This is a genomic window from Pseudoalteromonas sp. TAE56 (genome assembly GCF_000497955.1).
Taxonomy (GTDB): Bacteria; Pseudomonadota; Gammaproteobacteria; order Enterobacterales; family Alteromonadaceae; genus Pseudoalteromonas.
Window position 1 is genome coordinate 134,385 of record NZ_AUTN01000143.1, and the last position, 23,414, is coordinate 157,798.

General features: G+C 40.1%; 28 protein-coding genes. 4 read left to right on the forward strand and 24 right to left on the reverse strand.

From position 1 onward, the window contains the following. Nucleotides 1-5 precede the first annotated feature (5 nt). From hflK to rpsJ, 18 genes are all read right to left on the reverse strand, one after another. On the reverse strand, nt 6-1,175 hold the full coding sequence (gene hflK, locus L656_RS0117945) for an FtsH protease activity modulator HflK (RefSeq protein WP_010554352.1): 1,170 nt from the start codon (nt 1,173-1,175) through the stop codon (nt 6-8). Between the two features lie 100 nt (nt 1,176-1,275). Further along, entirely contained in the window at nt 1,276-2,565 is a 1,290-nt protein-coding gene (hflX, locus tag L656_RS0117950; protein ID WP_024600223.1) for a ribosome rescue GTPase HflX, read from the reverse strand. A gap of 15 nt (nt 2,566-2,580) precedes the next feature. After that, entirely contained in the window at nt 2,581-2,844 is a 264-nt protein-coding gene (hfq, locus tag L656_RS0117955; protein ID WP_024590569.1) for an RNA chaperone Hfq, read from the reverse strand. Between the two features lie 78 nt (nt 2,845-2,922). Further along, the gene (miaA, locus tag L656_RS0117960; RefSeq protein WP_024600224.1) at nt 2,923-3,840 is read right to left on the reverse strand and encodes a tRNA (adenosine(37)-N6)-dimethylallyltransferase MiaA; all 918 of its coding nucleotides are present in this window, start codon (nt 3,838-3,840) and stop codon (nt 2,923-2,925) included. A gap of 10 nt (nt 3,841-3,850) precedes the next feature. Further along, nucleotides 3,851-5,704 carry a DNA mismatch repair endonuclease MutL gene (mutL, locus tag L656_RS0117965; RefSeq protein ID WP_024600225.1) on the reverse strand — a complete coding sequence of 618 codons (1,854 nt, stop codon included), beginning with the start codon at nt 5,702-5,704 and terminating at the stop codon, nt 3,851-3,853. 36 nt (nt 5,705-5,740) lie between these two features. Continuing rightward, nucleotides 5,741-7,084 carry an N-acetylmuramoyl-L-alanine amidase gene (locus tag L656_RS0117970; protein WP_024600226.1) on the reverse strand — a complete coding sequence of 448 codons (1,344 nt, stop codon included), beginning with the start codon at nt 7,082-7,084 and terminating at the stop codon, nt 5,741-5,743. Nucleotides 7,085-7,111: 27 nt separating this feature from the next. Continuing rightward, nucleotides 7,112-7,579 (reverse strand): tRNA (adenosine(37)-N6)-threonylcarbamoyltransferase complex ATPase subunit type 1 TsaE, encoded by a 468-nt coding sequence (gene tsaE / locus L656_RS0117975; protein ID WP_024600227.1) that lies wholly within the window; start codon nt 7,577-7,579, stop codon nt 7,112-7,114. Nucleotides 7,580-8,066: 487 nt separating this feature from the next. After that, the gene (rpsQ, locus tag L656_RS0117980) at nt 8,067-8,324 is read right to left on the reverse strand and encodes a 30S ribosomal protein S17 (protein WP_002957888.1); all 258 of its coding nucleotides are present in this window, start codon (nt 8,322-8,324) and stop codon (nt 8,067-8,069) included. After that, nucleotides 8,324-8,515, reverse strand: coding sequence for a 50S ribosomal protein L29 (gene rpmC / locus L656_RS0117985; RefSeq protein WP_002957889.1), 192 nt, complete (start codon nt 8,513-8,515; stop codon nt 8,324-8,326). Before rpmC ends, rpsQ begins: the two co-directional genes overlap by 1 nt. After that, nucleotides 8,515-8,928 carry a 50S ribosomal protein L16 gene (rplP, locus tag L656_RS0117990; protein ID WP_002957890.1) on the reverse strand — a complete coding sequence of 138 codons (414 nt, stop codon included), beginning with the start codon at nt 8,926-8,928 and terminating at the stop codon, nt 8,515-8,517. The genes rpmC and rplP overlap by 1 nt, the downstream gene beginning before the upstream one ends. A gap of 12 nt (nt 8,929-8,940) precedes the next feature. Further along, nucleotides 8,941-9,642 carry a 30S ribosomal protein S3 gene (gene rpsC, locus L656_RS0117995; protein ID WP_002957891.1) on the reverse strand — a complete coding sequence of 234 codons (702 nt, stop codon included), beginning with the start codon at nt 9,640-9,642 and terminating at the stop codon, nt 8,941-8,943. A gap of 11 nt (nt 9,643-9,653) precedes the next feature. Next, the gene (gene rplV, locus L656_RS0118000) at nt 9,654-9,986 is read right to left on the reverse strand and encodes a 50S ribosomal protein L22 (protein WP_002957892.1); all 333 of its coding nucleotides are present in this window, start codon (nt 9,984-9,986) and stop codon (nt 9,654-9,656) included. A gap of 13 nt (nt 9,987-9,999) precedes the next feature. Further along, complete coding sequence (gene rpsS / locus L656_RS0118005) at nt 10,000-10,278, reverse strand: 30S ribosomal protein S19 (RefSeq protein ID WP_004588689.1); 279 nt, start codon at nt 10,276-10,278, stop codon at nt 10,000-10,002. A 15-nt stretch (nt 10,279-10,293) separates the two neighbouring features. Continuing rightward, entirely contained in the window at nt 10,294-11,118 is an 825-nt protein-coding gene (gene rplB / locus L656_RS0118010) for a 50S ribosomal protein L2 (protein ID WP_002957895.1), read from the reverse strand. A gap of 15 nt (nt 11,119-11,133) precedes the next feature. Next, complete coding sequence (rplW, locus tag L656_RS0118015) at nt 11,134-11,436, reverse strand: 50S ribosomal protein L23 (RefSeq protein WP_002957896.1); 303 nt, start codon at nt 11,434-11,436, stop codon at nt 11,134-11,136. Next, entirely contained in the window at nt 11,433-12,038 is a 606-nt protein-coding gene (rplD, locus tag L656_RS0118020; RefSeq protein WP_002957897.1) for a 50S ribosomal protein L4, read from the reverse strand. Before rplD ends, rplW begins: the two co-directional genes overlap by 4 nt. Before the next feature lie 17 nt (nt 12,039-12,055). Continuing rightward, nucleotides 12,056-12,691, reverse strand: coding sequence for a 50S ribosomal protein L3 (gene rplC / locus L656_RS0118025; protein ID WP_002957898.1), 636 nt, complete (start codon nt 12,689-12,691; stop codon nt 12,056-12,058). Nucleotides 12,692-12,718: 27 nt separating this feature from the next. Further along, entirely contained in the window at nt 12,719-13,030 is a 312-nt protein-coding gene (rpsJ, locus tag L656_RS0118030) for a 30S ribosomal protein S10 (protein ID WP_002957900.1), read from the reverse strand. Nucleotides 13,031-13,448: 418 nt separating this feature from the next. Here rpsJ and plsB point away from each other — a divergent pair, with 418 nt between their 5' ends. Next, nucleotides 13,449-15,887: a glycerol-3-phosphate 1-O-acyltransferase PlsB gene (gene plsB, locus L656_RS0118035; RefSeq protein ID WP_024600228.1), complete on the forward strand. Its 2,439-nt coding sequence runs from the start codon at nt 13,449-13,451 to the stop codon at nt 15,885-15,887. 21 nt (nt 15,888-15,908) lie between these two features. Here plsB and tesB read toward each other — a convergent pair whose 3' ends face one another. Next, nucleotides 15,909-16,766: an acyl-CoA thioesterase II gene (tesB, locus tag L656_RS0118040; protein WP_002957902.1), complete on the reverse strand. Its 858-nt coding sequence runs from the start codon at nt 16,764-16,766 to the stop codon at nt 15,909-15,911. Nucleotides 16,767-16,843: 77 nt separating this feature from the next. On the opposite strand from tesB, the gene L656_RS0118045 reads away from it, so the two are divergent. Both L656_RS0118045 and L656_RS0118050 read left to right on the forward strand, forming a co-directional pair. Further along, nucleotides 16,844-17,302, forward strand: coding sequence for an EVE domain-containing protein (locus tag L656_RS0118045; RefSeq protein WP_024600229.1), 459 nt, complete (start codon nt 16,844-16,846; stop codon nt 17,300-17,302). A 69-nt stretch (nt 17,303-17,371) separates the two neighbouring features. Beyond that, entirely contained in the window at nt 17,372-18,406 is a 1,035-nt protein-coding gene (locus tag L656_RS0118050; protein ID WP_024600230.1) for a hypothetical protein, read from the forward strand. Nucleotides 18,407-18,441: 35 nt separating this feature from the next. On the opposite strand, the gene L656_RS0118055 is transcribed toward L656_RS0118050, so the two are convergent. Continuing rightward, the gene (locus L656_RS0118055) at nt 18,442-18,639 is read right to left on the reverse strand and encodes a PLDc N-terminal domain-containing protein (RefSeq protein WP_024600231.1); all 198 of its coding nucleotides are present in this window, start codon (nt 18,637-18,639) and stop codon (nt 18,442-18,444) included. Further along, entirely contained in the window at nt 18,639-19,706 is a 1,068-nt protein-coding gene (locus L656_RS0118060) for a potassium channel family protein (RefSeq protein ID WP_024600232.1), read from the reverse strand. Before L656_RS0118060 ends, L656_RS0118055 begins: the two co-directional genes overlap by 1 nt. Nucleotides 19,707-19,875: 169 nt before the next feature. Between L656_RS0118060 and L656_RS0118065 the strand changes: the two genes are divergently transcribed. Then, nucleotides 19,876-21,189: a short-chain fatty acid transporter gene (locus L656_RS0118065; RefSeq protein ID WP_024600233.1), complete on the forward strand. Its 1,314-nt coding sequence runs from the start codon at nt 19,876-19,878 to the stop codon at nt 21,187-21,189. Between the two features lie 101 nt (nt 21,190-21,290). On the opposite strand, the gene L656_RS1000000123535 is transcribed toward L656_RS0118065, so the two are convergent. From L656_RS1000000123535 to L656_RS0118080, 3 genes are all read right to left on the reverse strand, one after another. Then, nucleotides 21,291-21,458 (reverse strand): CPBP family intramembrane glutamic endopeptidase, encoded by a 168-nt coding sequence (locus tag L656_RS1000000123535; RefSeq protein WP_241763449.1) that lies wholly within the window; start codon nt 21,456-21,458, stop codon nt 21,291-21,293. Further along, the gene (locus L656_RS01000000122420) at nt 21,446-22,003 is read right to left on the reverse strand and encodes a CPBP family glutamic-type intramembrane protease (RefSeq protein WP_241763450.1); all 558 of its coding nucleotides are present in this window, start codon (nt 22,001-22,003) and stop codon (nt 21,446-21,448) included. Before L656_RS01000000122420 ends, L656_RS1000000123535 begins: the two co-directional genes overlap by 13 nt. Before the next feature lie 281 nt (nt 22,004-22,284). Further along, nucleotides 22,285-23,301, reverse strand: a complete 1,017-nt coding sequence (locus L656_RS0118080) for a metalloprotease (RefSeq protein ID WP_024600234.1) — start codon at nt 23,299-23,301, stop codon at nt 22,285-22,287. Nucleotides 23,302-23,414 lie beyond the last annotated feature (113 nt).

The following is a 23,414-nucleotide window of genomic DNA, read 5'->3' on the forward strand; positions in this document are numbered from 1 at the left end:
TATGATTATCTCCCATCATTAAAGCGGTCGTTGTTAAAGCGGTCATTGCCACTGTTAACAGAGCTATTACGCGACGTATTTACTTTATTACGTAAATCTTGAATATCACTAGAGCTTGGAAGTGCAACACGTGTTGCTGTCCCTTGCTTATCCATAATCTTATCAAGAGGTAAATAAAGCATGTTATTACCGCCTTTAACATCAACCAATATTTTAGAGCTACTGCCTAGCACTTCTTCCATTGCATCAATGTATAAGCGCTCACGAGTAACTTCTTTAGCTGCTTGATATTCAGGTAATAGCTTTTCAAAGCGAGCTACCTCACCTTGTGCTTCTAATGTTATACGCTCTTGGTAACCTTCAGCTTCTTGAGTCATACGCGTTACTTGACCACGAGCACGAGGCTCAATTTCACGAGCATATGCTTCTGCTTCACGGATGAAACGTTCTTCATCTTCTTGTGCAGCAATCGCATCATCAAATGCATCTTTAACTTCGGTTGGCGGACGAGAGTCTTTAAAGTTCACGTCAGTAACAATTAAACCTAAGTTATATGGTTCGATAATCTTATTAAGCTCATCCCATGTATTTTGACGAACAACCTCACGGCCATTAGTTAATACTTGGTCCATTTTTGCATGGCCCACAACATAACGTAGTGCACTGTCTAGCGCTTCTTCTAAGCTACTATCAGCGTTGGTTACGCTAAACTCATAAAGATATGGGTCAATAACACGGTATTGCACCTGAAACTCTACGCTCACTACGTTTTCGTCTTCAGTAAGCATAAAACCAGAAGCCGATAGTGAACGAACTGCTTCAATATCTACTGGGATTACCGTTTCGATGAAAGTCATTTTCCAACGCAGGCCGGGATCAGCAATTCGGTCATATTTACCAAATTGTAGAACTACACCACGCTCGGCTTCTTTAACCGTATAAATACCACTTAACGCCCATACAATAACGGCGATAATAAGTATGAATGAAATACCGGCTCCGCCAAGTCCACCGCCGCTACCATTGCCGGATTTTTTCCCGCCAAATAAGCCGCCGAACTTGTTACTAAACTTGCGGAACACCTCGTCTAAATCAGGTGGGCCTTGATCACGTCCGCCTTTATTATTCCACGGATCTTTGTCATTGCCATTATTACCCGGTTCATTCCAGGCCATAGCTATACTCCATTGTTATCTAAATAAATTAGGAAATTGTGTTAAATCTAACAAATCTACCGCGTTTCTCATACAAAAACCGACATTAAAACGTCAATTTTTAATTACGGTAGATAAAACCAGCAATTTCAGGACCAAATTCTTTAATTAAACGATTCCACTCAACCATTGGCATTCTAACATCTAACAGCCAATTACCTTGCTCATCAAAGCGTTCTTCATGTACTGCATTTAAACTAAACAATGCAGCTCTTAGGCGACCATACAATGGCGTAAGAAATAATGTTTCGTTAAACATCTTCTTAGCAAGTAGTTCACTAATAGCCTCACTAAGTAATTCACACCCTTCACCAGTCTGAGCGCTAAGCCACACTCTTATAGGTTGGCCTTCGTCATCTCGATCAATACGTGGGCTTACGTTATCCAGCGCATCAATTTTATTATAAATTAATAGCTGTGGTACTTCATCGGCTTCAATTTCTTTAAGCACCGATTGTACTTGTTCAATATTTTCTTGAAGACGAGAGTCTGCTGCGTCAATTACATGTAATTGTAAATCAGCTTCACGAGTTTCAGTTAGCGTTGCTTTAAAAGCAGCAACTAAGTCGTGCGGTAAATGACGAATAAAGCCCACTGTATCAGCTAAGATAACAGGACCAACATCACCTAATTCAAGCTTACGTAGAGTCGGGTCAAGCGTTGCAAACAACTGATCGGCCGCGTATACATCTGAATTCGTAATTCGATTAAATAATGTAGATTTACCCGCATTAGTATAGCCAACTAACGATACCGTAGGTATTTCATTACGAGTACGAGCTCGCCTACCTTGTTCGCGTTGCACTGCTACTTTAGCTAAACGCGCACGAATATTTTGAATACGGGCACGAAGTAATCGCCTATCGGTTTCAAGTTGGGTTTCACCAGGTCCACGTAAACCAATCCCGCCTTTTTGGCGCTCAAGATGGGTCCAGCCACGAATTAATCGAGTCGACATATGGCGAAGTTGTGCCAATTCAACCTGCAGCTTACCTTCATGGGTACGTGCACGTTGGGCAAAAATATCAAGAATTAGCGTCGTTCTATCAAGCACACGACACTGACAAACACGCTCTAAATTACGCTCTTGTGACGGCCTGAGTTGATGATTGAAAATTACGACATCTGCATTGTGGATTTTAACAATCTCAGCTATTTCTTCTGCTTTACCGGTACCGACGAATAGTTTCGGATGTGGTGCTTGACGGCTGCCTTGCACAACCGCCAAACTACTAACACCAGCAGAAGATACCAACATCTCTAATTCATGAAGATCTTCACGATCCCCTTCTTTAGGTAAGTCGATATGAACTAAAATTGCCTGTTCGCCGGATTCATAGCGGTCAAACAAACATTATGCTCCTAATTAAAAGTTACCAGCTTCTGGCTCTTCAGTTTCTTCACTCCCTTGAACTGCTTGGAAGTTAACTGCGCGAGCAGGGACAACTGTTGAAATTGCATGCTTATAAACCATTTGATTTACGGTGTTCTCTAGTAAAATAACAAATTGGTCAAATGACTGAATTTTGCCTTGTAATTTTATGCCATTTACCAAAAAGATTGATACTGGAATGCGCTCACGTCGTAGTGCATTCAAAAATGGGTCTTGTAACGATTGGCCTTTTGCCATGTTATTGTTCCTTCGTTCTAGGTGTTATTATAATTAAGTGGCTGAACTTATTTGATAAAAAACAATATTCAACTACTACTAGCTTAGCGAACTTACTACACGATGCAAGTTTTCTTCGTCACCTGTTGTTAACCACGTAACATCAGGCCAACTACGAAGCCACGTTAACTGACGTTTTGCCAATTGACGTGTTGCCGCGATGCCACGAAAAACCATTTCATCATGGTTTGTTTCACCCGCAAGGTAATCCCACATTTGTCTATAACCAACACAACGAATAGAAGGCATATTGGGGTGTAAATCCTTACGTAGATATAGGGTCGAAACTTCATTTTCAAACCCCTGATCAATCATTATTTTAAACCTTTCTTCAATTCGGCGGTGTAATTCGCTGCGTTCTTGCGGTGCAATCGCAAATTGATGAAAAGTATAAGGTAAAGCCGGCTGCTTTTGCTTTTGCAACTCAGTCATGGTCTTACCAGTTAATCTATAAACCTCTAAAGCTCGATTAATTCTTTGTGAATCATTTTCACTTATTTTTTCGGCTGCTTTTGGGTCAACTTTAGCTAATTCTTTATATAAATGAGGCCAGCCAAATTCTTTAGCTTGTACTTCTAACTCAGCTCTTATTACAGCATCTGCTTCAGGTAAAGGCGATAAACCATCAATTAAAGATTTAAAGTACAACATTGTACCTCCAACCAATACAGGCACTTTACCTTGTCCATGAAATTCGTCAATTTTTTGTACTGCATCACGTCTAAAATCAGCAACTGAATATGTTTCACTCGGATCGAGCAAGTCAATCAGATGATGCGGAGCTTTAGCAAGTTCTTCTGCATCGGGTTTTGCAGTACCAATGTTCATATCTTTATACACTAACGCTGAATCAACGCTGATTATTTCTGTATTTAAATGCTCGCACAGTGAGATTGCCAATGCTGTTTTACCAGCAGCAGTTGGACCCATTAAAAATATGACTGGTAAATTACTCAACACTGATACCTTAATCTAATTGCGTTAAATAGTGATTTAGCTCTATTTTAACTGCTTTTTCGCGCAAGCGTTCAATAGTTTGCGGATTATTTTGTAAGCGCATTTGTTGCGCTAAAAATACATTGCTCAAATAAAATCGAGTTGGTACACATTTCATCTGCCACTCTAACCAACTCTCTATATTTTCAAGCTCCGCTTTACATCCATTAAGTAACTCACCTATCGCGGTACTTACATCAAGTAAATATAAGCACGCTGGCAATTTTTTTACCATTACAAACTGTTTTTCTATTACGAGTTCAAAACCAAGTAAAGTAAACCATGATTGCTGGGCTTTTATGAGCAAGCAATCTTCTTTCGATAAGTTTACTCTTACAGGCAGCAAAAGGGCTTTCCCTTCTAAGCTACCAAGCTCCTTGATTTGTGTATGCCAATCATCTACCAATGCATATTTGAAATGTGAGCAATACAATTGCTGCTCTTCACTAAATACACACACACCTTCATTAATACTGATGATGGAAACAAGCTTTAAAACATTATGCGCTGACTCAAACTGCTGCTGTGTTGCTGGTATATTTGCTACGTTATCAAAATTCGCAGCGTGTTGCTCACTTACACCTTGATAAAACGCATTTACGTCATGATGGCTCGTACTTGGTGTAGCACGGTATGCACCGCTACCGCCAACACTTCTAGTACCTGAGGACGAACTTGAGCTACCAGCACTTCCAGCGTAAGAGGGCTGTAATTGCGATTTAGGGTAATCAAACACACCTTCGCTTTCTATATTATTAGCGCTAATATGCGTTGACCCCATTAGCACAGGCGCAGATTCCACCTCAGAGCCAAACGGTTCATTCGTAAACTCACCTTGCAGCGGCACTACCACTTGCTTAATAGCTTGCAATATAAAGTCATGAATTAAGCGCCCTTGATGAAAGCGCACTTCATGTTTGGCAGGGTGAACATTTACATCAACCTGTCGTGGGTCAATATCAATATAAATAACAAACCCTGGAAGCTCTTGAGTGCCACTTACCTCTTCAAATGCTTGGCGTATAGCATGCAAAATAAGCTTATCGCGCATCATGCGATTGTTTACATAAGTATATTGAGTCGTATTAGCTGAACCGACAGGTAACACCCAGCCATGCAGCTGTAGGCCACCCTCGCCTGATTGAATATGTAAACCTTGCTCTGCAAAGGCCTTACCTGCAACTTGTGCCACACGTGCAATAGCCTGAGAAGGATCTGTCTTCGCACGATATTGCCTTACTACTTTTTCGTTGTGAGTTAGTGTAATAGAAACATCAAAGCGACTAAGCGCAATACGCTTTATCAATTCATCAATATGACTGAATTCAGTCTTTTCGGTACGCAAAAATTTACGACGAGCTGGGGTGTTAAAAAATAAATCTTTTACTTCAATGGTTGTGCCATCAGGGTGCGCTACTGGCTTTACTTGCACGGCCATATCGCGACCTTCTGCAAATGCTTGCCATGCTGCTTCTTGATCTTTTGGTTTTGAACTCAGCGTTAAACGCGATACAGAGCTAATTGACGCAAGCGCTTCGCCCCTAAAACCAAGTGAACAAATATTTTCGAGATCATCAAGTGACTTTAATTTACTGGTAGCGTGACGAGAAAGTGCAAGCGTTAGCTCATCTTTACTTATCCCTGAGCCGTTATCACGAATGCGAATAAGCTTATGACCACCACGCTCAATATCTATTTGAATACGTGTAGCGCCAGCATCTAAACTGTTTTCGACCAGTTCTTTTACTACCGACGCGGGGCGTTCAACCACTTCGCCAGCGGCAATTTGGTTAGCTAAACGCGCGGGTAGTATTTCAATATTCATGAGATTTCCTAGCAAGCATTGCGCTAATAATAATGACTAACTTTGCGGTATATCTAGCTCTTGCCCAATAAATAAAGTATTAGAGCTAAGCTTATTAACTTGTTTTAATTCAGTAATTGTAACGCCATAGCGGCTCGCCAACATACTTAAAGATTCACCCGGGCGTACCTTGTGCTTTGTTGGGTATTGCGATTTTAATTTAGCAAACAAAGAATCATCCGGTGGATTTTTTAAATAGTAATTTTTAATTGAAGTGAATATAGCTTTAGCCAAACGTTCTTGATGGTTAGCACTTTTAAGCAGCTTTTCTTCTCGTGGATTAGATATAAACCCTGTTTCTACTAAAATTGATGGGATATCTGGTGATTTAAGTACAGCAAGACTCGCATGTTGAGGATCTTTTTTATGCAATTTAGCAACTTTACTGAGCTCTTTAACAACTTCGTCAGCTACGTTTAAGCCGGTTTTCATAGAGTGATCCATCGACATATCAAGCAATGCTTGCGCTAAGTATTTTTCGTTAGCGGCATCTTTCATTACATCAGCAGCGCCACCTAAAAGCTCAGAGTGTTTTTCTTTATCTTCTATCCATTTACCTATTTCTGAATTAGCACGCCTTAACGACAATACCCAAACAGAGGCACCATTTGGTCCAGGGCTTGTAAATGCATCAGCATGAATAGAAACAAAAAAGTCAGCTTTTTTTTCACGAGCACGGTTAGTACGCGTATTAAGTTTTACAAAATAGTCACCGCTTCGTACCATGCGCGAAATCATCCCACGCTCGCCATCAATCATGCGCTCAAGCCGTTTTGCAATTTGCAGTGTTACTGTCTTTTCGTATGTGCCTGATGGACCTATGGAGCCAGGATCTTCGCCGCCATGCCCTGCATCAATTGCAATAACGATGTCTCGTTCTTGGCTTAATTGGCGATTTTTAGCCGCTGTTTGTGCAGGTGATACAACAGATTTTTCTTGGCTCTTATTATATAAATCAACAACGAGTCTATTTTTATAAGGACCGGTAGGCGCTAAAGCAAATACAACAGGCTTTATTGGCGCACTTAATTCAAATACCAAACGCACGCTTTGTTTATTTTTAGGCTTTGAGTAACGTAATTTGCTTACTATTTGATGTTTTGGCGGCACACCTGGCAATATTTTTAACTCGCTAGTGTTCTCTAAGTCAACCACTAAACGGCTAGGATTTTTAAGCATAAAATAGCTAAAGTCGGGCTTATCATTTAAATCAAATACCACACGAGTACTATCCGGTGACGGCCATACGCGTACACTATTAATTGTATTTTTGGCCCACAACGGCAAGCTTATGGTAATAACCATAAGATAAATAAAAAGTTTAACTGCACCTCGGCTCATTTGATTATTACTGCCTTAACTATATTATTATTTGTTATTTAGTTTTTCGACAATTGTTATACCGCGCTCACTAGCACTATTAATAACAATTTTACGTTCGTTACCCACATAGCTCAGAGTAATATCTAAATCAGGCACAGGAATAAACTCACCACCCTTTTCAGGCCATTCAACAACACAAATTGCATCTGTTGAAAAATAATCGCGTATACCCATGTATTCTAATTCTTCAGGATCACCTAAACGGTATAAGTCAAAATGATAAACATTTGCGCGCTCAAGTTCATAAGGCTCTACGAGTGTATACGTTGGGCTTTTAACCTTGCCTGTATGGCCAAAACCTTGTACTACACCACGTGTAAACGTTGTTTTACCCGCACCTAAATCACCATGTAAATAAATAACCGCACCTTGCTCGATAATATCAGCAACGCAATTCCCCATTGCAACCGTGGCAACTTCATCAGTTAAATGAAATTCAAAACTACGCGTCATTACTACCTCAAAAATTCATTCAAAAGCGCATATTAGCTAATCATACCAGAATATTAATTTAAGGCGATAAATTGAGGTTTTAGACATAAAAAAACCAGATTCGATGATGATGAAAGTTGTATATGGATAACTACTTTCGATACTTTGAAACTGTATTATTGTAATAAAATAAGATAAGTGAGTTTTTAAATTAAAAGAGAGTAAGGTAAAAGCAACATAATGAATTAGATGACTCTATGTTGTCATTAAATTAACTGAGATGTGTAATTTCATTATCTCATTTTTGATCTAGTAGATAATTCGTCTACCAAAAAAAAGTAACTGGCACATGAAACTCTCAATCACTACTTTACACCACTTTATATTTTCAGATAAAGACAAAACCCAAGTGGCCCGGCTCACCCTAGCTTGTTGCTTGCGAGTGCTTTAAATACAAAAAGCCCCAGCTAATGCCGGGGCTTTTTACAAAACTAACTTAATTAAAAAATTAAGCTTGTTTTGGACTAGAAATAACGTCCACTAAAGTCCAAGATTTATTCTTAGAAATTGGTGCGCATTCACGGATAGTAACTACGTCACCCGCTTTTGCTGTGTTATTTTCGTCATGTACGTGTAACTTAGTCGTACGTTTAATGAATTTCCCATAGATTGGGTGCTTCACGTAACGTGCGATAGCGATAGTGAAAGATTTTTCCATCTTGTCGCTGATTACACGGCCTTGAAGAGTACGAATTTTATCGCTCATTATTGACCTGCCTTCTGGTTAATAACTGTTTTTACACGCGCGATATCGCGGCGTACTGTTCTTAGCGTGTGTGTCTGAGCTAACTGACCAGTGCTAGCTTGCATGCGCATATTAAATTGCTCACGAAGTAGTCCTAGAAGTTCAGCATTAAGCTCTTCTACGCTTTTATCTTTTAGTTCGCTAGCTTTCATCACATTACCGTCCGAGTTACGAAAGTTGTTTTGAATGGCAATTTACGAGCAGCAAGGTCAAACGCTTCACGAGCAAGCTCTTCTGAAACACCTTCCATTTCGTAAAGTACTTTACCAGGCTGAATTTCAGCAACCCAATATTCAACAGAACCTTTACCTTTACCCATACGAACTTCAAGAGGTTTTTCTGTAATCGGTTTGTCAGGGAAGACACGAATCCAGATTTTACCTTGACGTTTCACGTGACGCGTCATAGCACGACGAGCTGCTTCGATTTGACGAGCAGTCATACGGCCACGGCCAGTTGCTTTCAATCCGAAAGTACCGAAGCTTACTTTGTTACCGTTTTGCGCTAAACCGCGGTTGCGGCCTTTGTGCATTTTACGGAATTTTGTACGTTTTGGCTGTAACATTACTCGCTACCTCTACTTAGCACTTTTCTTGGCTTTCTTTGGTGCGCGTTTAGCTGGCTTCTCTTGCTCTTGTACTAGTGGTAAACCACCAATAACTTCGCCTTTGAAGATCCAAACTTTAACACCAATGATACCATAAGTGGTTAAGGCTTCAGAAGTTGCGTAATCGATATCAGCACGAAGAGTATGTAGAGGTACACGACCTTCACGATACCATTCTGAACGTGCGATTTCAGCGCCGCCAAGACGACCGCTAACTTCAACTTTAATCCCTTTAGAACCGATGCGCATTGCATTTTGTACCGAACGCTTCATAGCGCGACGGAACATAACACGACGTTCTAGTTGAGAGGCAATGCCGTCTGCTACTAGTTGTGCATCTAGTTCTGGTTTACGTACTTCAGAGATATTAATCTGAGCAGGTACACCAGCGATTTTAGTTACCGCTTGACGTAATTTTTCTACGTCTTCGCCTTTTTTACCGATAACAACACCCGGACGAGCCGTGTGGATTGTTACTCGGATTGATTTTGCTGGACGCTCAATAACGATTTTAGACACAGAAGCCGTTTTCAATTCCTTTGTAAGGAATGTACGAACTTTGTGATCGCCAAAAAGCTGTGCAGAGAAATCTTTTGAACTCGCGTACCAGGTAGAAACCCAAGGTTTAGATATACCTAGGCGAATACCAGTAGGATGAACTTTTTGTCCCATTACTTATACTCCTAGCTATCTGAAACCATAACAGTGATATGGCTTGTACGCTTAAGGATGCGGTCTGCGCGTCCTTTAGCACGAGGCATAATACGTTTCATTGTAGGACCATCGTCCACAAAGATCGTTGTTATACGAAGCTCATCAATGTCAGCACCTTCGTTATGCTCTGCGTTAGCAATAGCAGACTCAAGTACTTTCTTAACTAATACAGCGGCTTTCTTAGGGCTGTACGCCAGGATTTCTAGTGCGCGATCTACAGGTAACCCGCGGATCTGATCTGCAACTAGACGTGCTTTTTGCGCCGAACCAGAGGCGAATTTATGTTTAGCTAATGCTTGCATTTATCTTCCCCTCTTATCGTTTCTTCGCTTTCTTATCCGCAGCATGGCCACGGTAAGTGCGAGTTGGTGCAAATTCACCTAGTTTGTGACCGATCATTTCGTCAGAAACGAAAACTGGTACGTGCTGGCGACCATTATGGACAGCAATGGTCAATCCGATCATGTTAGGTATGATCATTGAACGACGGCTCCAAGTTTTAATTGGCTTTTTCTCACCGCTTTCCAAAGCTTTCTCTACCTTCTTCAGCAAGTGTAGGTCTATAAAAGGACCCTTCTTGAGAGAGCGTGGCATGGCTATTCCTCAATATTACTTAGTACGACGACGTACTATAAATTTATCCGTACGCTTGTTCTTACGCGTCTTCGCACCTTTAGTCGGTTTACCCCATGGAGACACAGGATGACGACCACCAGATGTACGACCTTCACCACCACCGTGTGGGTGATCTACCGGGTTCATGGCAACACCACGAACTGTCGGACGAATACCACGCCAGCGATTTGCACCTGCTTTACCAAGTGAACGAAGCATATGCTCAGCATTGCCTACTTCACCTAGAGTCGCACGACAATCAGATTCAACTTTACGAACTTCGCCTGAACGAAGACGTAATGTTACATATTGACCATCACGAGCAAGGATTTGAACGTATGCACCAGCAGAACGTGCTATTTGAGCACCTTTACCTGGTTTTAATTCTACGTTGTGAACAGTCGAACCTACAGGCATATTACGCATTGGTAATGCATTACCAGGCTTGATTGGTGCATCAACACCAGACTGGATTGCATCGCCAGCTTTTAAGCCTTTAGGTGCGATAATGTAACGACGCTCACCGTCTGCATATAATACAAGAGCGATGTTTGCGCTACGATTTGGATCGTATTCTAAACGTTCAACAGTAGCTGGAATGCCATCTTTAGTACGTTTAAAATCGATTAAACGGTAGTGTTGTTTATGACCACCACCGATATGACGAACCGTAATACGACCATTGTTATTACGACCACCTGATTTAGAGTTTTTCTCTAAAAGTGGTGCGTATGGCTTACCCTTATGTAGATCAGAGTTAACCACTTTAACTAGGTGACGACGGCCCGCAGAAGTAGGCTTACACTTTTGAAGTGCCATAATTCTATCCCCTTATTACTCGGCGCCGCCGACAAAGTCTAGCTCGCTGCCTTCTTTAAGAGTAACGTAAGCTTTCTTCCAGTCGCTACGACGACCGAAACGTGCGCCAGTACGTTTTGTTTTACCCTTAACGTTAAGTGTGCGAACACCAGTTACTTCTACTTCAAAAAGCTTCTCAACTGCTACTTTAATTTCAGCTTTAGTTGCGTCATTTACTACTTTAAAAACAATAGTATTGTTTTCTTCAGCAGCAATTGTGCTTTTTTCAGAGATATGTGGAGCAAGGATCACTTTTAAAAGACGTTCTTCGCGAATCATGCTAGCGCCTCCTCAAGTTGCTTAACAGCAGCGGCTGTAATAAGTACCTTATCGAAAGCAATTAAGCTTACAGGATCGATACCAGCTACATCACGTGTGTCAACCTTATAAAGGTTACGTGCCGATAAGAAAAGATTTTCATCTACTTCTTCAGTCACGATAAGAACATCTTTAAGCTCAAGTTCTTTAAGCTTAGCAACTAGTTCTTTAGTTTTTGGTGCTGCTAGAGCAAAACTTTCAACAACGATTAAACGCTCTTGACGAACTAATTCAGATAAGATGCTTTTAATCGCACCACGGTACATTTTACGGTTTACTTTTTGGCTGTGGTCTTGTGGTTTAGCTGCAAAGCTAACGCCACCTGAACGCCAAATTGGGCTACGGATTGTACCGGCACGTGCACGGCCAGTACCTTTTTGAGCCCATGGTTTTTTACCACCACCGCTTACTTCAGAACGTGTCTTCTGAGCACGAGTACCTTGACGAGCACCTGCTGCGTATGCAACAACTACTTGGTGTACTAATGCTTCGTTAAACTCACGTCCAAAAGTAGCTTCAGAAACTTCAAGACCGCCAGAAGCGTCTTTAATTGCTAATTCCATCACTAAATCTCCAGGACTTATGCTTTAACAGCTGGTTTAACGATAACGTCACCGCCAATAGCTCCAGGTACTGCACCCTTAACTAAAAGCAAATTACGCTCAGCGTCAACGCGAACTAGTTCTAAGTTTTGAGTCGTTACACGCTCAGCACCCATATGACCGGCCATTTTCTTACCTTTAAACACCTTACCAGGTGATTGGTTTTGACCGATTGAACCAGGAGCACGGTGAGATAGAGAGTTACCATGTGTAGCGTCTTGCATGCTGAAATTCCAGCGCTTAACACCACCTTGGAAACCTTTACCTTTAGAAGTACCGGTTACGTCAACCTTGTTGATTTCGTTGAATAATTCAACAGTAAGCTCAGCGCCTACTTCAAAATCGCCTTCACCACCGTTAAGGCGGAATTCCCACAGACCGCGACCCGCTTCAACACCAGCTTTAGCGAAATGACCCGCTTTAGCTTTGTTTACACGACTTGCTTTTTTAGTGCCTGCGGTTACTTGAAGCGCGTTATAACCGTCTGTTGCGTCAGATTTGATCTGAGCAATGCGGTTAGGTGTCGCTTCAATAACTGTCACAGGGATAGATACACCATCTTCAGTGAAGATTCGTGTCATACCCACTTTACGACCGACTAGACCTAATGCCATTTTCCTAAAACCTCTCTAATCTTTCGATTAACCCAGGCTGATTTGAACATCAACACCAGCAGCAAGATCTAAACGCATAAGCGCGTCTACAGTCTTGTCAGTTGGTTCTACGATGTCTATCAGACGTTTATGGGTGCGGATCTCGTACTGATCACGCGCATCTTTATTAACGTGCGGTGAAGTTAGTACAGTAAAACGTTCAAAGCGTGTAGGTAGTGGGATTGGACCACGTACTTGTGCGCCAGTGCGTTTCGCAGTTTCCACGATTTCTGCCGTTGATTGGTCAATCAAACGGTGGTCAAAAGCTTTTAGGCGAATACGAATGCGTTGATTTGACATTCTTAACCTCAATATAAAGAGCATATAAAAGAGCATAAAAAAACGACCGAAACAATCTTAAAAATTAAGATGCCGGCTGTTTGATTATATCTACGTTGAGTTCCAAATCGGAACTCCTGTTTATTAGCTTGAAATCCAAGCTTAATTTATCCTTCCTAGTTCCCAGAGGAATTTTGAAAGCCTGCGTATTATAGAGGTATTGGTGATAAATGCAACAACTATTTAGAAACAATACTATGACTGTAAATTTGATTAAATAAGCACCCATACATACTTACTAGCTATACTTGAACTAATACCTCTACTGTTAGTCAATAAAACAAGTTAACACCTTAATTACGCAAACTAAGGGATTTTTAGATATTATGATATCCTACTGCGCTAATTTTGGCCTTAATACTCTCAATATGGTGAGTCGATGCGTATTTTTAATTATTGTTTAAATGTTATGTCTGCTGGATTTAGCCGCTTATTTGTAAAAAGCAAAGTACTGCCAGAAAATCCTATTAAACAGTATGAGCTAAACCCTGAGTACCCTACATTTTATATAGTGCGCTTAAATTCGCGATTTGATTTAGCTGCCCTTGCCCATGCTTGTAAAAAAAATGGCCTACCTAGTCCAACCGAAGAGCAAGTACTAGGCAACCAAAATTTAGATCGTTTTATTGGTATTAAAAACCCGCCACCACTATTTGGTGATGAAGCTAAACCAACCAATGCTTTAGCTCAAGGTAAACAAATCATTGAGTACCTAATAGAGAGCGGACAGCAAAACGTACAAGTTGTTCCGGTTACTATTTTATGGGGACGCGACCCAGGTAAAGAAAAGCCAGGATTACGTACTTTAATTACACACTCTCTAACTCCGAGCTGGTTTAGAAAGATTTTTGTGGTGTTGTTTTCAGGTCGCGATAACTTTATTCGCTTCAGTCAGCCTCTCGACTTATCGCTTTTAGTAAATGAAAAAGCTGACGTAAGTGAATTACCCCATAAGTTGTTACGTGTTGCACGCGTACACTTTAAACGTCAAAAACTTGCAGCAACTGGTCCTAAAATGCCCTCTCGCGAGCAATTATTTAATTCATTATTAGCGTCACCAACAATAAGAAAAGCAATTCAAGATGAAGCTAAAGCTAAAAATATTAGCCAAACCGAAGCCCGTCAAAATGCACTTAAACTACTTGATGAAATAGCAGCTAATTACTCTGAGGCAATGATACGTGTGGCCGAGCGATTTTTAACTTGGTTATGGAATAAGCTTTATAACGGTATAGATATTAAGCACGCAGAGCAAATTCATGAACTAACAGATAAAGGCCATGAAATTATCTATATGCCGTGCCATCGCAGCCATATGGATTATTTACTACTTACCTACTCTATTTATCATTTAGGTTTGGTGCCGCCACATATTGCTGCAGGCGTAAATCTTAATTTTTTCCCTGCCGGAGGCATATTTAGACGCTCAGGCGCATTTTTCATTCGTCGCTCGTTTGCAGGCAATAAACTTTACTCTGCCATATTCAAAGAGTATTTAAGCCAGTTATTTATTAAAGGTTACTCTGTTAAGTTTTATACAGAAGGCGGTCGAAGTAGAACTGGGCGTCTGCTTCCACCTAAAACGGGTATGCTATCAATGACATTACAAGCAATGCTACGTGGAATAGACAGACCAATATCTATCGTTCCTGTATACATTGGCTACGAGCACGTAATGGAAATTAACACCTATCTTAAAGAGCTGGATGGAAAAGATAAAAAAGGCGAATCTATTTTTGGAATTTTTAAGGCAATCAAAAACCTTAAAAACTACGGTCGTGGTAATTTAAACTTTGGTGATCCAATCTCCATTAACCAATATTTAAATGATAACCAACCTGATTGGCGTGACTCAATACATCCTACCGATGTACAGAAGCCACAATGGTTAGCACCACAAGTGACTAAACTTGCTGACCAAGTAATGGTTAAAATTAATAATGCAGCGGCGCTTAATGCGGTTAACTTACTAGCGATGATATTGCTGGTTAACGATAAACAAGCATTGAGTAAACCAAAGCTATTAGCACAACTTGATTTTTATCTACGCTTACAACGCGACGCCAGCTACAGCGATAAAGTAACAGCCCCAGACGAAACACCAGAGCAATTACTAACGCATGCATTAAAGCTTAATAAGTTTGAAGTTATAAGTGATGAATTTGGCGAAATTATTACTATTAGCGATAAAGAAAAGGTATTGTTTAACTACTACCGAAACAACATATTGCACTTGTTTGCAGTTCCAAGCTTAATTGCACTACATCTATTTAAACAACACAGCACAACTATTGAGCAATGCCAGCAACTTGTAAAAACGTTTTATCCGTTATTTGCTAAAGAATGGTACTTACAGCCTCTTGATGAAAACTATATAACGCGTATTTTAGCTAATTTTGCTGATCAAAATTTAATTGAGTTTGATGGCGATAACATTCATATAACGAACAGTAATGACTGCTTAGCTAAGCTAGAAATGCTTGGACGATCGCTTAGCTTTACTCTGCAACGATACGCTATTGTAATTGGTTTTATTCAAACAAGTGATGGTATTGAAAAAGCAGAATTAGAACGAGAGAGCCAAGTGCTTGCACAGCGTTTAGGTACACTGCATGGTATTAAAACACCTGAGTTTTTTGATAAAAAAGTACTTGTTAGTTTTATTGAAAACTTACGTGGCGAGTCATTAATAACAGAGGGTGATAAAGGTTTAGTAGGCAGTACACAACTATGCGAAACCTACGCACACCTTAAAACATTACTGCCAGCACGCGTCTGGCAGTCAATCAGCGATATAGTACAAGATCAGTGTAACTAGTACTATATCTATAGAAGGCGGTTAGCGCTGGCGCATAACCCCTTCTTGCATTGTTGAGGCAACTAAGTTGCCTTGGCGATCAAAAAACTGTCCACGTACCAAACCACATCCATTACTCGCACTTGGACTATCAATTGAATACAAAATCCAATCATCCATTCTAAATGGGCGATGAAACCACATTGCATGATCAATAGTAGCTACCTGCATATTTGGCTGCATAAACGATACACCATGGGGTTGCAATGCTGTTGGTAAAAACTCGAAATCAGAGGCGTACGCTAATAAGTAATTGTGGATGCGCTGATCGTCCGGCATTTCACCATTAGCTTTAAACCAAATATGCTTTACCGGCTCCATAACTTCTGGTTTAAACGGGTTATGAAAAGTAACTGGTCGCATTTCAATTGGCATTTCACGCGTAAACTTATTACGGATGACTTCAGGGATATGCGAAGCGTTATCTTGATAAAACTCAAGCGATGAACGTAACTCTTCAGGTGCAGGTACATCAGGCATTGTTGCTTGATGCGACAAACCATTTTCTTCCCCCTGGAATGACGCTGTCATATAAAAAATTGGCTTACCGTACTGAATCGCTTTTACTCGGCGAGTACTAAAGCTCTTTCCATCGCGAATAGTTTCTACGTCGTAAACTATAGGTTTAGCTGGATCGCCTGGGCGTAAAAAGTAAGAATGCAATGAGTGAACTATACGCCCCTCAGGTAGAGTTTCTTTAGCGGCAGAAAGCGCCTGCCCCATAACTTGACCGCCAAACACAGCACCAAAGCCTAAATCTTGGCTTTGTCCTCGATATAAACCTTGCTCAATTTCTTCAAGTGTTAACAACGACAATAAATCATCTAATACTTGGCTCATTATTTCTTCCTCATTACCCTAGTAACCAAATGATACTATACAATAGTGGGAAGTAAATATTTGTTAGGACTACTGTTATGGCTTACTGGCTTTTTAAAACCGAACCCGATGCCTTTTCGATTGATGATTTAAAAAATGCACCAAAACAAACTACACTATGGGAAGGCGTGCGTAATTACCAAGCGCGAAACTTTATGCGTGATAGCGTTAAAGTTGGTGACTCAGTCTTGATTTATCATTCAAGCTGTAAACACGTAGGCGTAGCCGGTATTGCCGAAGTGACACACGAAGCCTACCCAGATCCTACTCAGTTTGATTTAAGCAGCGACTATTACGATGCCAAAGCCACCAGCGATAAAACACGCTGGGTTGTTGTTGAAGTTACTTACCAAAGCCATTTAAACAAGTTGGTTAGCCTTAAAGATATTAAAGCGAATAATAATATTACCGAAATAGCACTTAAAAAAGGCGGACGATTATCAATAATGCCTGTTACTAAAAATGACTGGGATGAAATAATCAAAATGGCGCAGTAACGCCCTCTCGGTTTGACCTGATTTCATTGAGTTTGATATGATCTACGCTGACTTATAGCTGGAGGATTAATGAAATTACTGTATTGGTTAGATGAATGGTTAACTCTCCCACGCAATGAGCAACAAACTCAATTACCCATGACGGGTAGTGATTTACTAGGCGATGTATTTGTAAAATATGAGTTTATTGACATTAATAAACCCCTGCTTTTTACTTTCTCCCCTGCAGGCACAAATGTACAAGAACAAGATCTTCATCCTGATTTTGCACCATGGGGTTATCACTTAGCTCAAAAACAAAACGTAAACATAATCGCTTTTCAACATTTAGGTAAAAGTAATTGGTTTCGTAATCGTAATTTAATCTTTTTTCTCGAGCAATTATCAACATTACTTACGCCGTTTAATTGTCGACTAGGCTATGGCTTAAGCCGTGGCGGATTTGCTGTTGGCGCTTTTGCTAAACTATTAAAACTAAACCACGTACTGTTCTTTCACCCGGTAAGTACTAAAAATAAAGAATTAGTACCGTGGGATGACCGCTCTAGTACCGATATAGCTCAGCAGTTTGACTGGCAACAAGATTATCACGATCTAGATTTAGGAGATGCCCAAGGCTATATCATTTACGATCCTACTAATCGTATAGACCGAATGCACGCTAAGCGCTATAAGCAGCTAACTCACTTACGAGTATTTGGTATGGGACATGGCACACACGCCACATATTTGAATAAGTTTGGGTTTTATAAGCAAGTAGCCGTTGATTTCATTCAACATCAGCAAATCGATATTGCACAGTTTCGCCTGCAAACCAAAACCTTACGCTTAAAAGAAGATTATTATCAAAGTCTCAATTCGGCTAATGCAAGCTCACCGCATCGTTTAGCATTATTGAGTACAGCGCATAAAATTTTAGCTGATGAAAAAGAAGTGCATGTACAAGAGCATCAGGCAAAAATTGATATTCAGCCCTTGATTGATGTGGCGCTTAAGCACCAAGATGAACACCCTAATGATGCTATCCAGCTATTAGAAGTCGCCCAGCAACTTTTACCTGACGACCCTCTAATTGAGCATAAACTCAAACAGCTAGAAGAGTAATATTCCAGCAAAAGCGGCTATAAAAACTAATGACTCTATTTTGCCTTTTTCTTTTTGTGCCCATGCTTGGGCACAATAGCAAAGTACATCATTAATCCTAACCACGAAAATATAATGATTCCCATCAGCCAGCCGTTCTTTTCATGGCCTTTTGAACGCTTACTATTAAGTACAATAACGATAGGTAAAATGTAAGCACTTAAAACAACAATTAAAAATACAACTTCATTCATTATTTTTCTAAACTCGACCAATCTACTTCACTACTTAATACTCGTTCTACCGATATATAATGCAAAATATCACCTTCATTTACTTTGTAATCTAATGGCGGGTTTAAATCCATATTTTGCGCACTTAAATTATGAGCTACGCCTAACAGTATTGCATCATGCTCAAGTTTAAAGTGATGAAACAAAGTACCAAACTCCATATCTTTGCAGCCACTTGGTACTTTCAAGCTAAATTGTGTATCGCCGTGTAAAGTAGATAGCAGCTCCTCTTGCACACGGCTCGAACCTGGATCTTGCATTGAGCGTACTAATATCTCAGCTGATTTTGCACTACTACACTCTACATTTTGGCAATGCTCTAACATCATCTCAACTTTGGTTTCATCTAAAAAGTGAGCGCTTATATGGCAATCGTCTTTTACTAAGCGACTAATACGCAGCGCTGTCGTAAATGTTTGGTCGTCATCTTGCCCATCAATAATCACCTTATCGGCACGGCGAATAGCTACACGCTCTAACTCTCCTAAGTTTGTAAAACTAGTTAAACGTGCAAAATCAACGCTTTCGTTAGCTAAAAAAGGATGATCCATTTGCTCGGTTACCGCGAGTAAAATACGACGATCGGTTCGCTTCGTATCTGCCAAAATGTAATCAATCATCTTTTTTGTACGAGTGTCGTGCCAACCAAAAATAATAATATGGTGGTTACTGTGGGCAAAGTTTTTATCACCAGTCATAGCGCGCCTAATTAAGTAAGTAACTGTCTGTCCTGCTTTTCCTAGCAAGACACCAAATAAAGCTAAACCAAATGGAATTTGTATTAATGCAACCACCCAACGACCAAGATCAGTAGTTGGACTAAAGTCACCATATCCCACTGTTGATGTTGTTACTGTGTAATAGTAAAAAAAGGTAGTAAGCGAAGTTAACGCTTTCTCATTCGCTATAAATAGCAAGCTCCATGTTAATAGCATATGAGTCAAAATAGCTAATGCCACTGCTTGCCAACTCAACTGATCTATATGAGCGCGAACAAGTAACGCTAGCCTTTTAAATATCACCGGCATAATACAAAGTCTTCGTTAGTAAATTATCTATAAACAGTACGTTACTGTAAGCGATGCTTTTAAGCAATGTTTAAGCTTTTAACCGCAAATATAAGACTAAATGCTGTTTGCCAATGGTGATTTTTCATGATTAATTAGCGTTAAAATAATAACCAAAACAGTTGTGCTTATGCTTAATAAAATAGCCCGCCCTTTTACTAAAATTGTAGAGCGCTATCTTCCCGACCCTTTTATATTTGTAATTTTACTTACAACAATTACTCTTGTCAGTGCGAGCTTATTTACAACCGCAACCAACATTGAAGTATTACAAGCGTGGGGAGGTGGTTTTTGGAACTTATTAAGTTTTGCTATGCAAATGCTACTAGTGTTAATCACAGGCTACATGCTGGCAAGTACGCCACCTATAAGTAAGTTATTAGAAAAACTAGCAACATTTGCAAGCACCGCACCTAAAGCAATTATATTAGTAACGCTTATTTCGCTTTTAGCAAGCTGGATAAATTGGGGATTTGGCTTAGTTATTGGTGCCCTTTTTGCCAAGGCAATTGCAAAACATACTCGTGTTGATTATCGATTATTAGTAGCCAGCGCTTACTCAGGTTTTGTTGTATGGCATGGCGGATTAGCCGGTTCGATTCCTTTAACTATCGCAACCGATGGCCACTTTTCAGAAGCCAGCATTGGTATTATTAGTACAGAGCACACCTTATTTGCGGGCTTTAATATAGCAATATTAGTTGGCTTATTTATTATTATGCCGCTCGTTAATCGCTATATGCTGCCAAGTGAGCAAGAAAGCGTATATATCGACCCAGCTCTTTTACAAGAGATAGCACCTAAGTTGACAACAATAACCAGACCCGCCCAACATTTGGAACAAAGTAAACTACTCGGTATGGCAATTGGCTTATTAGGTTTGGCATATTTAGGCTATTACTTTTTTATTACTGGCGGAAACTTAAACCTTAATAGCGTTATTGCCGTATTTTTGTTTTTAGCTATTACGCTGCATCAAACACCCCATAATTTACTTAACAGTCTGCAACAAGCAATTCCAAGCGGGGCTGGCATTGTTATTCAATTTCCTTTTTATGCCGGCATCATGGCGGTAATGATTGATAGCGGATTAGCACAACAAATATCACGTGGCTTTATTGCTGTTGCAGATGCTGATAGCTTGCCATTCTTTAGTTTTATAAGTGCAGGGCTCGTTAATATGTTTGTTCCCTCTGGCGGTGGCCAATGGGCTGTACAAGCACCCATTGTAATACCCGCAGCGCAAGAGCTAGGTGCTGATATATCCCGTGTTGCTATGGCTGTGGCATGGGGAGATGCGTGGACGAATCTAATTCAACCTTTTTGGGCACTGCCCGTATTGGCTATAGCGGGCCTAAAGGCAAGAGATATTATGGGCTTTTGCGTGGTACAACTAATTATTACTGGGGTGTTTATTTCGTTAATGCTAAGTTTTTATCCGTAAGTATTTTGGTAGTAAATAGGCGCGATTTTATATCGCGCTTGCCAGCTGCAAACCAAAAGAACTAAGCAAGAAAGTAAAATTAACTGATGAGTCATCTAATATCACAAAATAATTTCACCTAGTGCTAATAAATTACAGATCATGTGAGCGATAATGCAATACCACAAGTTACCCGATAGATGACGAAGTAGTCCCATCAAGCACGAAAATACAAACACTGAAATATAAATTTCAACTTGATCATACTGCCAGTGTATCAATGTAAACACGATACTTGGGATAATAATTGCGCCACTGGCTCCCAAGGCGGTTTTTTCAGCCTATAGAATGCCACTCCTCGAAAAATCACCTCCTCATATATGGGCCCAATAAATACTACTGCTAAAAGCAGCATAATTTTGGCTAAAAGCGAATTTGTTTGTGCTTCAACTTCTAACATAAAATCTGGCAAGGCGACTTCCATAAAACCAAAAAGCCATTGTTCCAGTAAAACGAAAGCCGCTGTTAATAGCACTGTAATGATTAAAGGAAAAAGAGCCACTTTTTTTATTGCTAAGCGCCCAATAACTTCGCTTTTATTTTGCGCATCAAGAGTAAACTTTAAAAATGGCAGCGTAAGTACAGCAGTGAGGAAGGTAGATATAAGAAGGTAAATAGGATTGGAATTGAATACTAATGATCCACCATCCAATAAAAAAATAATCAAGTTTGAGGGTATTGGGAGCACCAGTAAAAAAAAGGCCAACCAATAGAGCGTGTACAATAAATATTCCCCTGTGCTTTGATTTACTTGTTGTTTTATCGCATCATTCATAATTCTATCAGCTCACGGCTTCTTGTTATTTTTCATTCTGGGGGATAGTACCATATCAATTACCCCATTAAGAAACGAACCAAAACTAACATCTTGCTATCGCTACACAAGCTAAAATAAACACTGTTAATTTTATTCAGAGCGGTTGGGCAAGCGTAATTGCCCCTGTTAAACGCCCACTTTGCTGAGCGACAGCTTCCTTTCTAAACAACAAATGCACAAAAGCAACGTACAAAAACAGCATAGTGAGCGAGCTTTGAACTACCATGCTGTTATTATTGCTAGCTCGATAAAATAGTCATCGGCAGACTCAATATTGGATTTTCTGAATCGGCAAAGTGCATCATTACAGCTACATGCCCAGCTACTACAACTGCATACATAACCGCTGAAAAGCCTTGGCCATATTTATCTAGTGGCATTAAATGTGAATAGTGACGGCCTCGCCATTCAAATACAATTTCCAGCGCACCAACAAACAAAAAGAATACCAATAACATTAAGCCAAAGGTGTAGCTTAGCCATAAGCCAAATAGTACGCCTAATAAGCATACGCTTAGGCCAATCCATGAACGCATTGAAAAGCTGATACTTTTTAATACATGCCCGCCATCAAGCGGCAAAATTGGTAATAAGTTAAATAAATTTAATAACGCACTAAGAACCGCAACACCTGCAAATATTTCCATTTCGGTGACGTAATATAAAACGACACCCAACACCGAGGTAATTAAACCAAATGCAGGCCCCATTAATGATATAACTACATCTTGCCAACGAGTCGTTATTTTGTCGTCACTTACAGCTAGCCCACCTACAAATGGGATTAAATAAATACCTTTAGTTTTTATGCCAAAGTATTTCATTGCTCGCACATGGCCGTATTCGTGTACAACTAAACACCCAATTAGCATTAGTGCAAATTCAATACTAAATAACCACGCATAGCCTGCAACAGAAGCTCCTGCAAGCACTACTTTAATTACCTTAGCACTTTTAAAAAGCTTAAAACCTAATGCAGCCAACCCCAAAAAGCCTTTTTTAGGTGATCCATTTGTAGGCGCTGGTAACGCAAGTTGTGTTGCAAATTGATCATCAACAAAGAGCGAAATACTTTGCTCTTCGACTGTCGATGTATCAATACCTATTACTTTGTTGTCGTAAGTAAACTGATAATAGTTTTCACGAGGATTATCGAAGGTAATAGCTTGTTGAGCATGAAACACCTGCACAATTTTTTGCCCAGACACCATAAGCGAAAATGGCTGCTCGGCTAAAGTAAGATCTATTCTTATCATAATTAAGACCATTTAAAATAATGGCGCTAGTATACCTAATCAACTTAAAAACACGAGTGAAGGTGTTCTATAACTATTTTCAAAATAAAAGCATTTGATACTGACAAAATAAA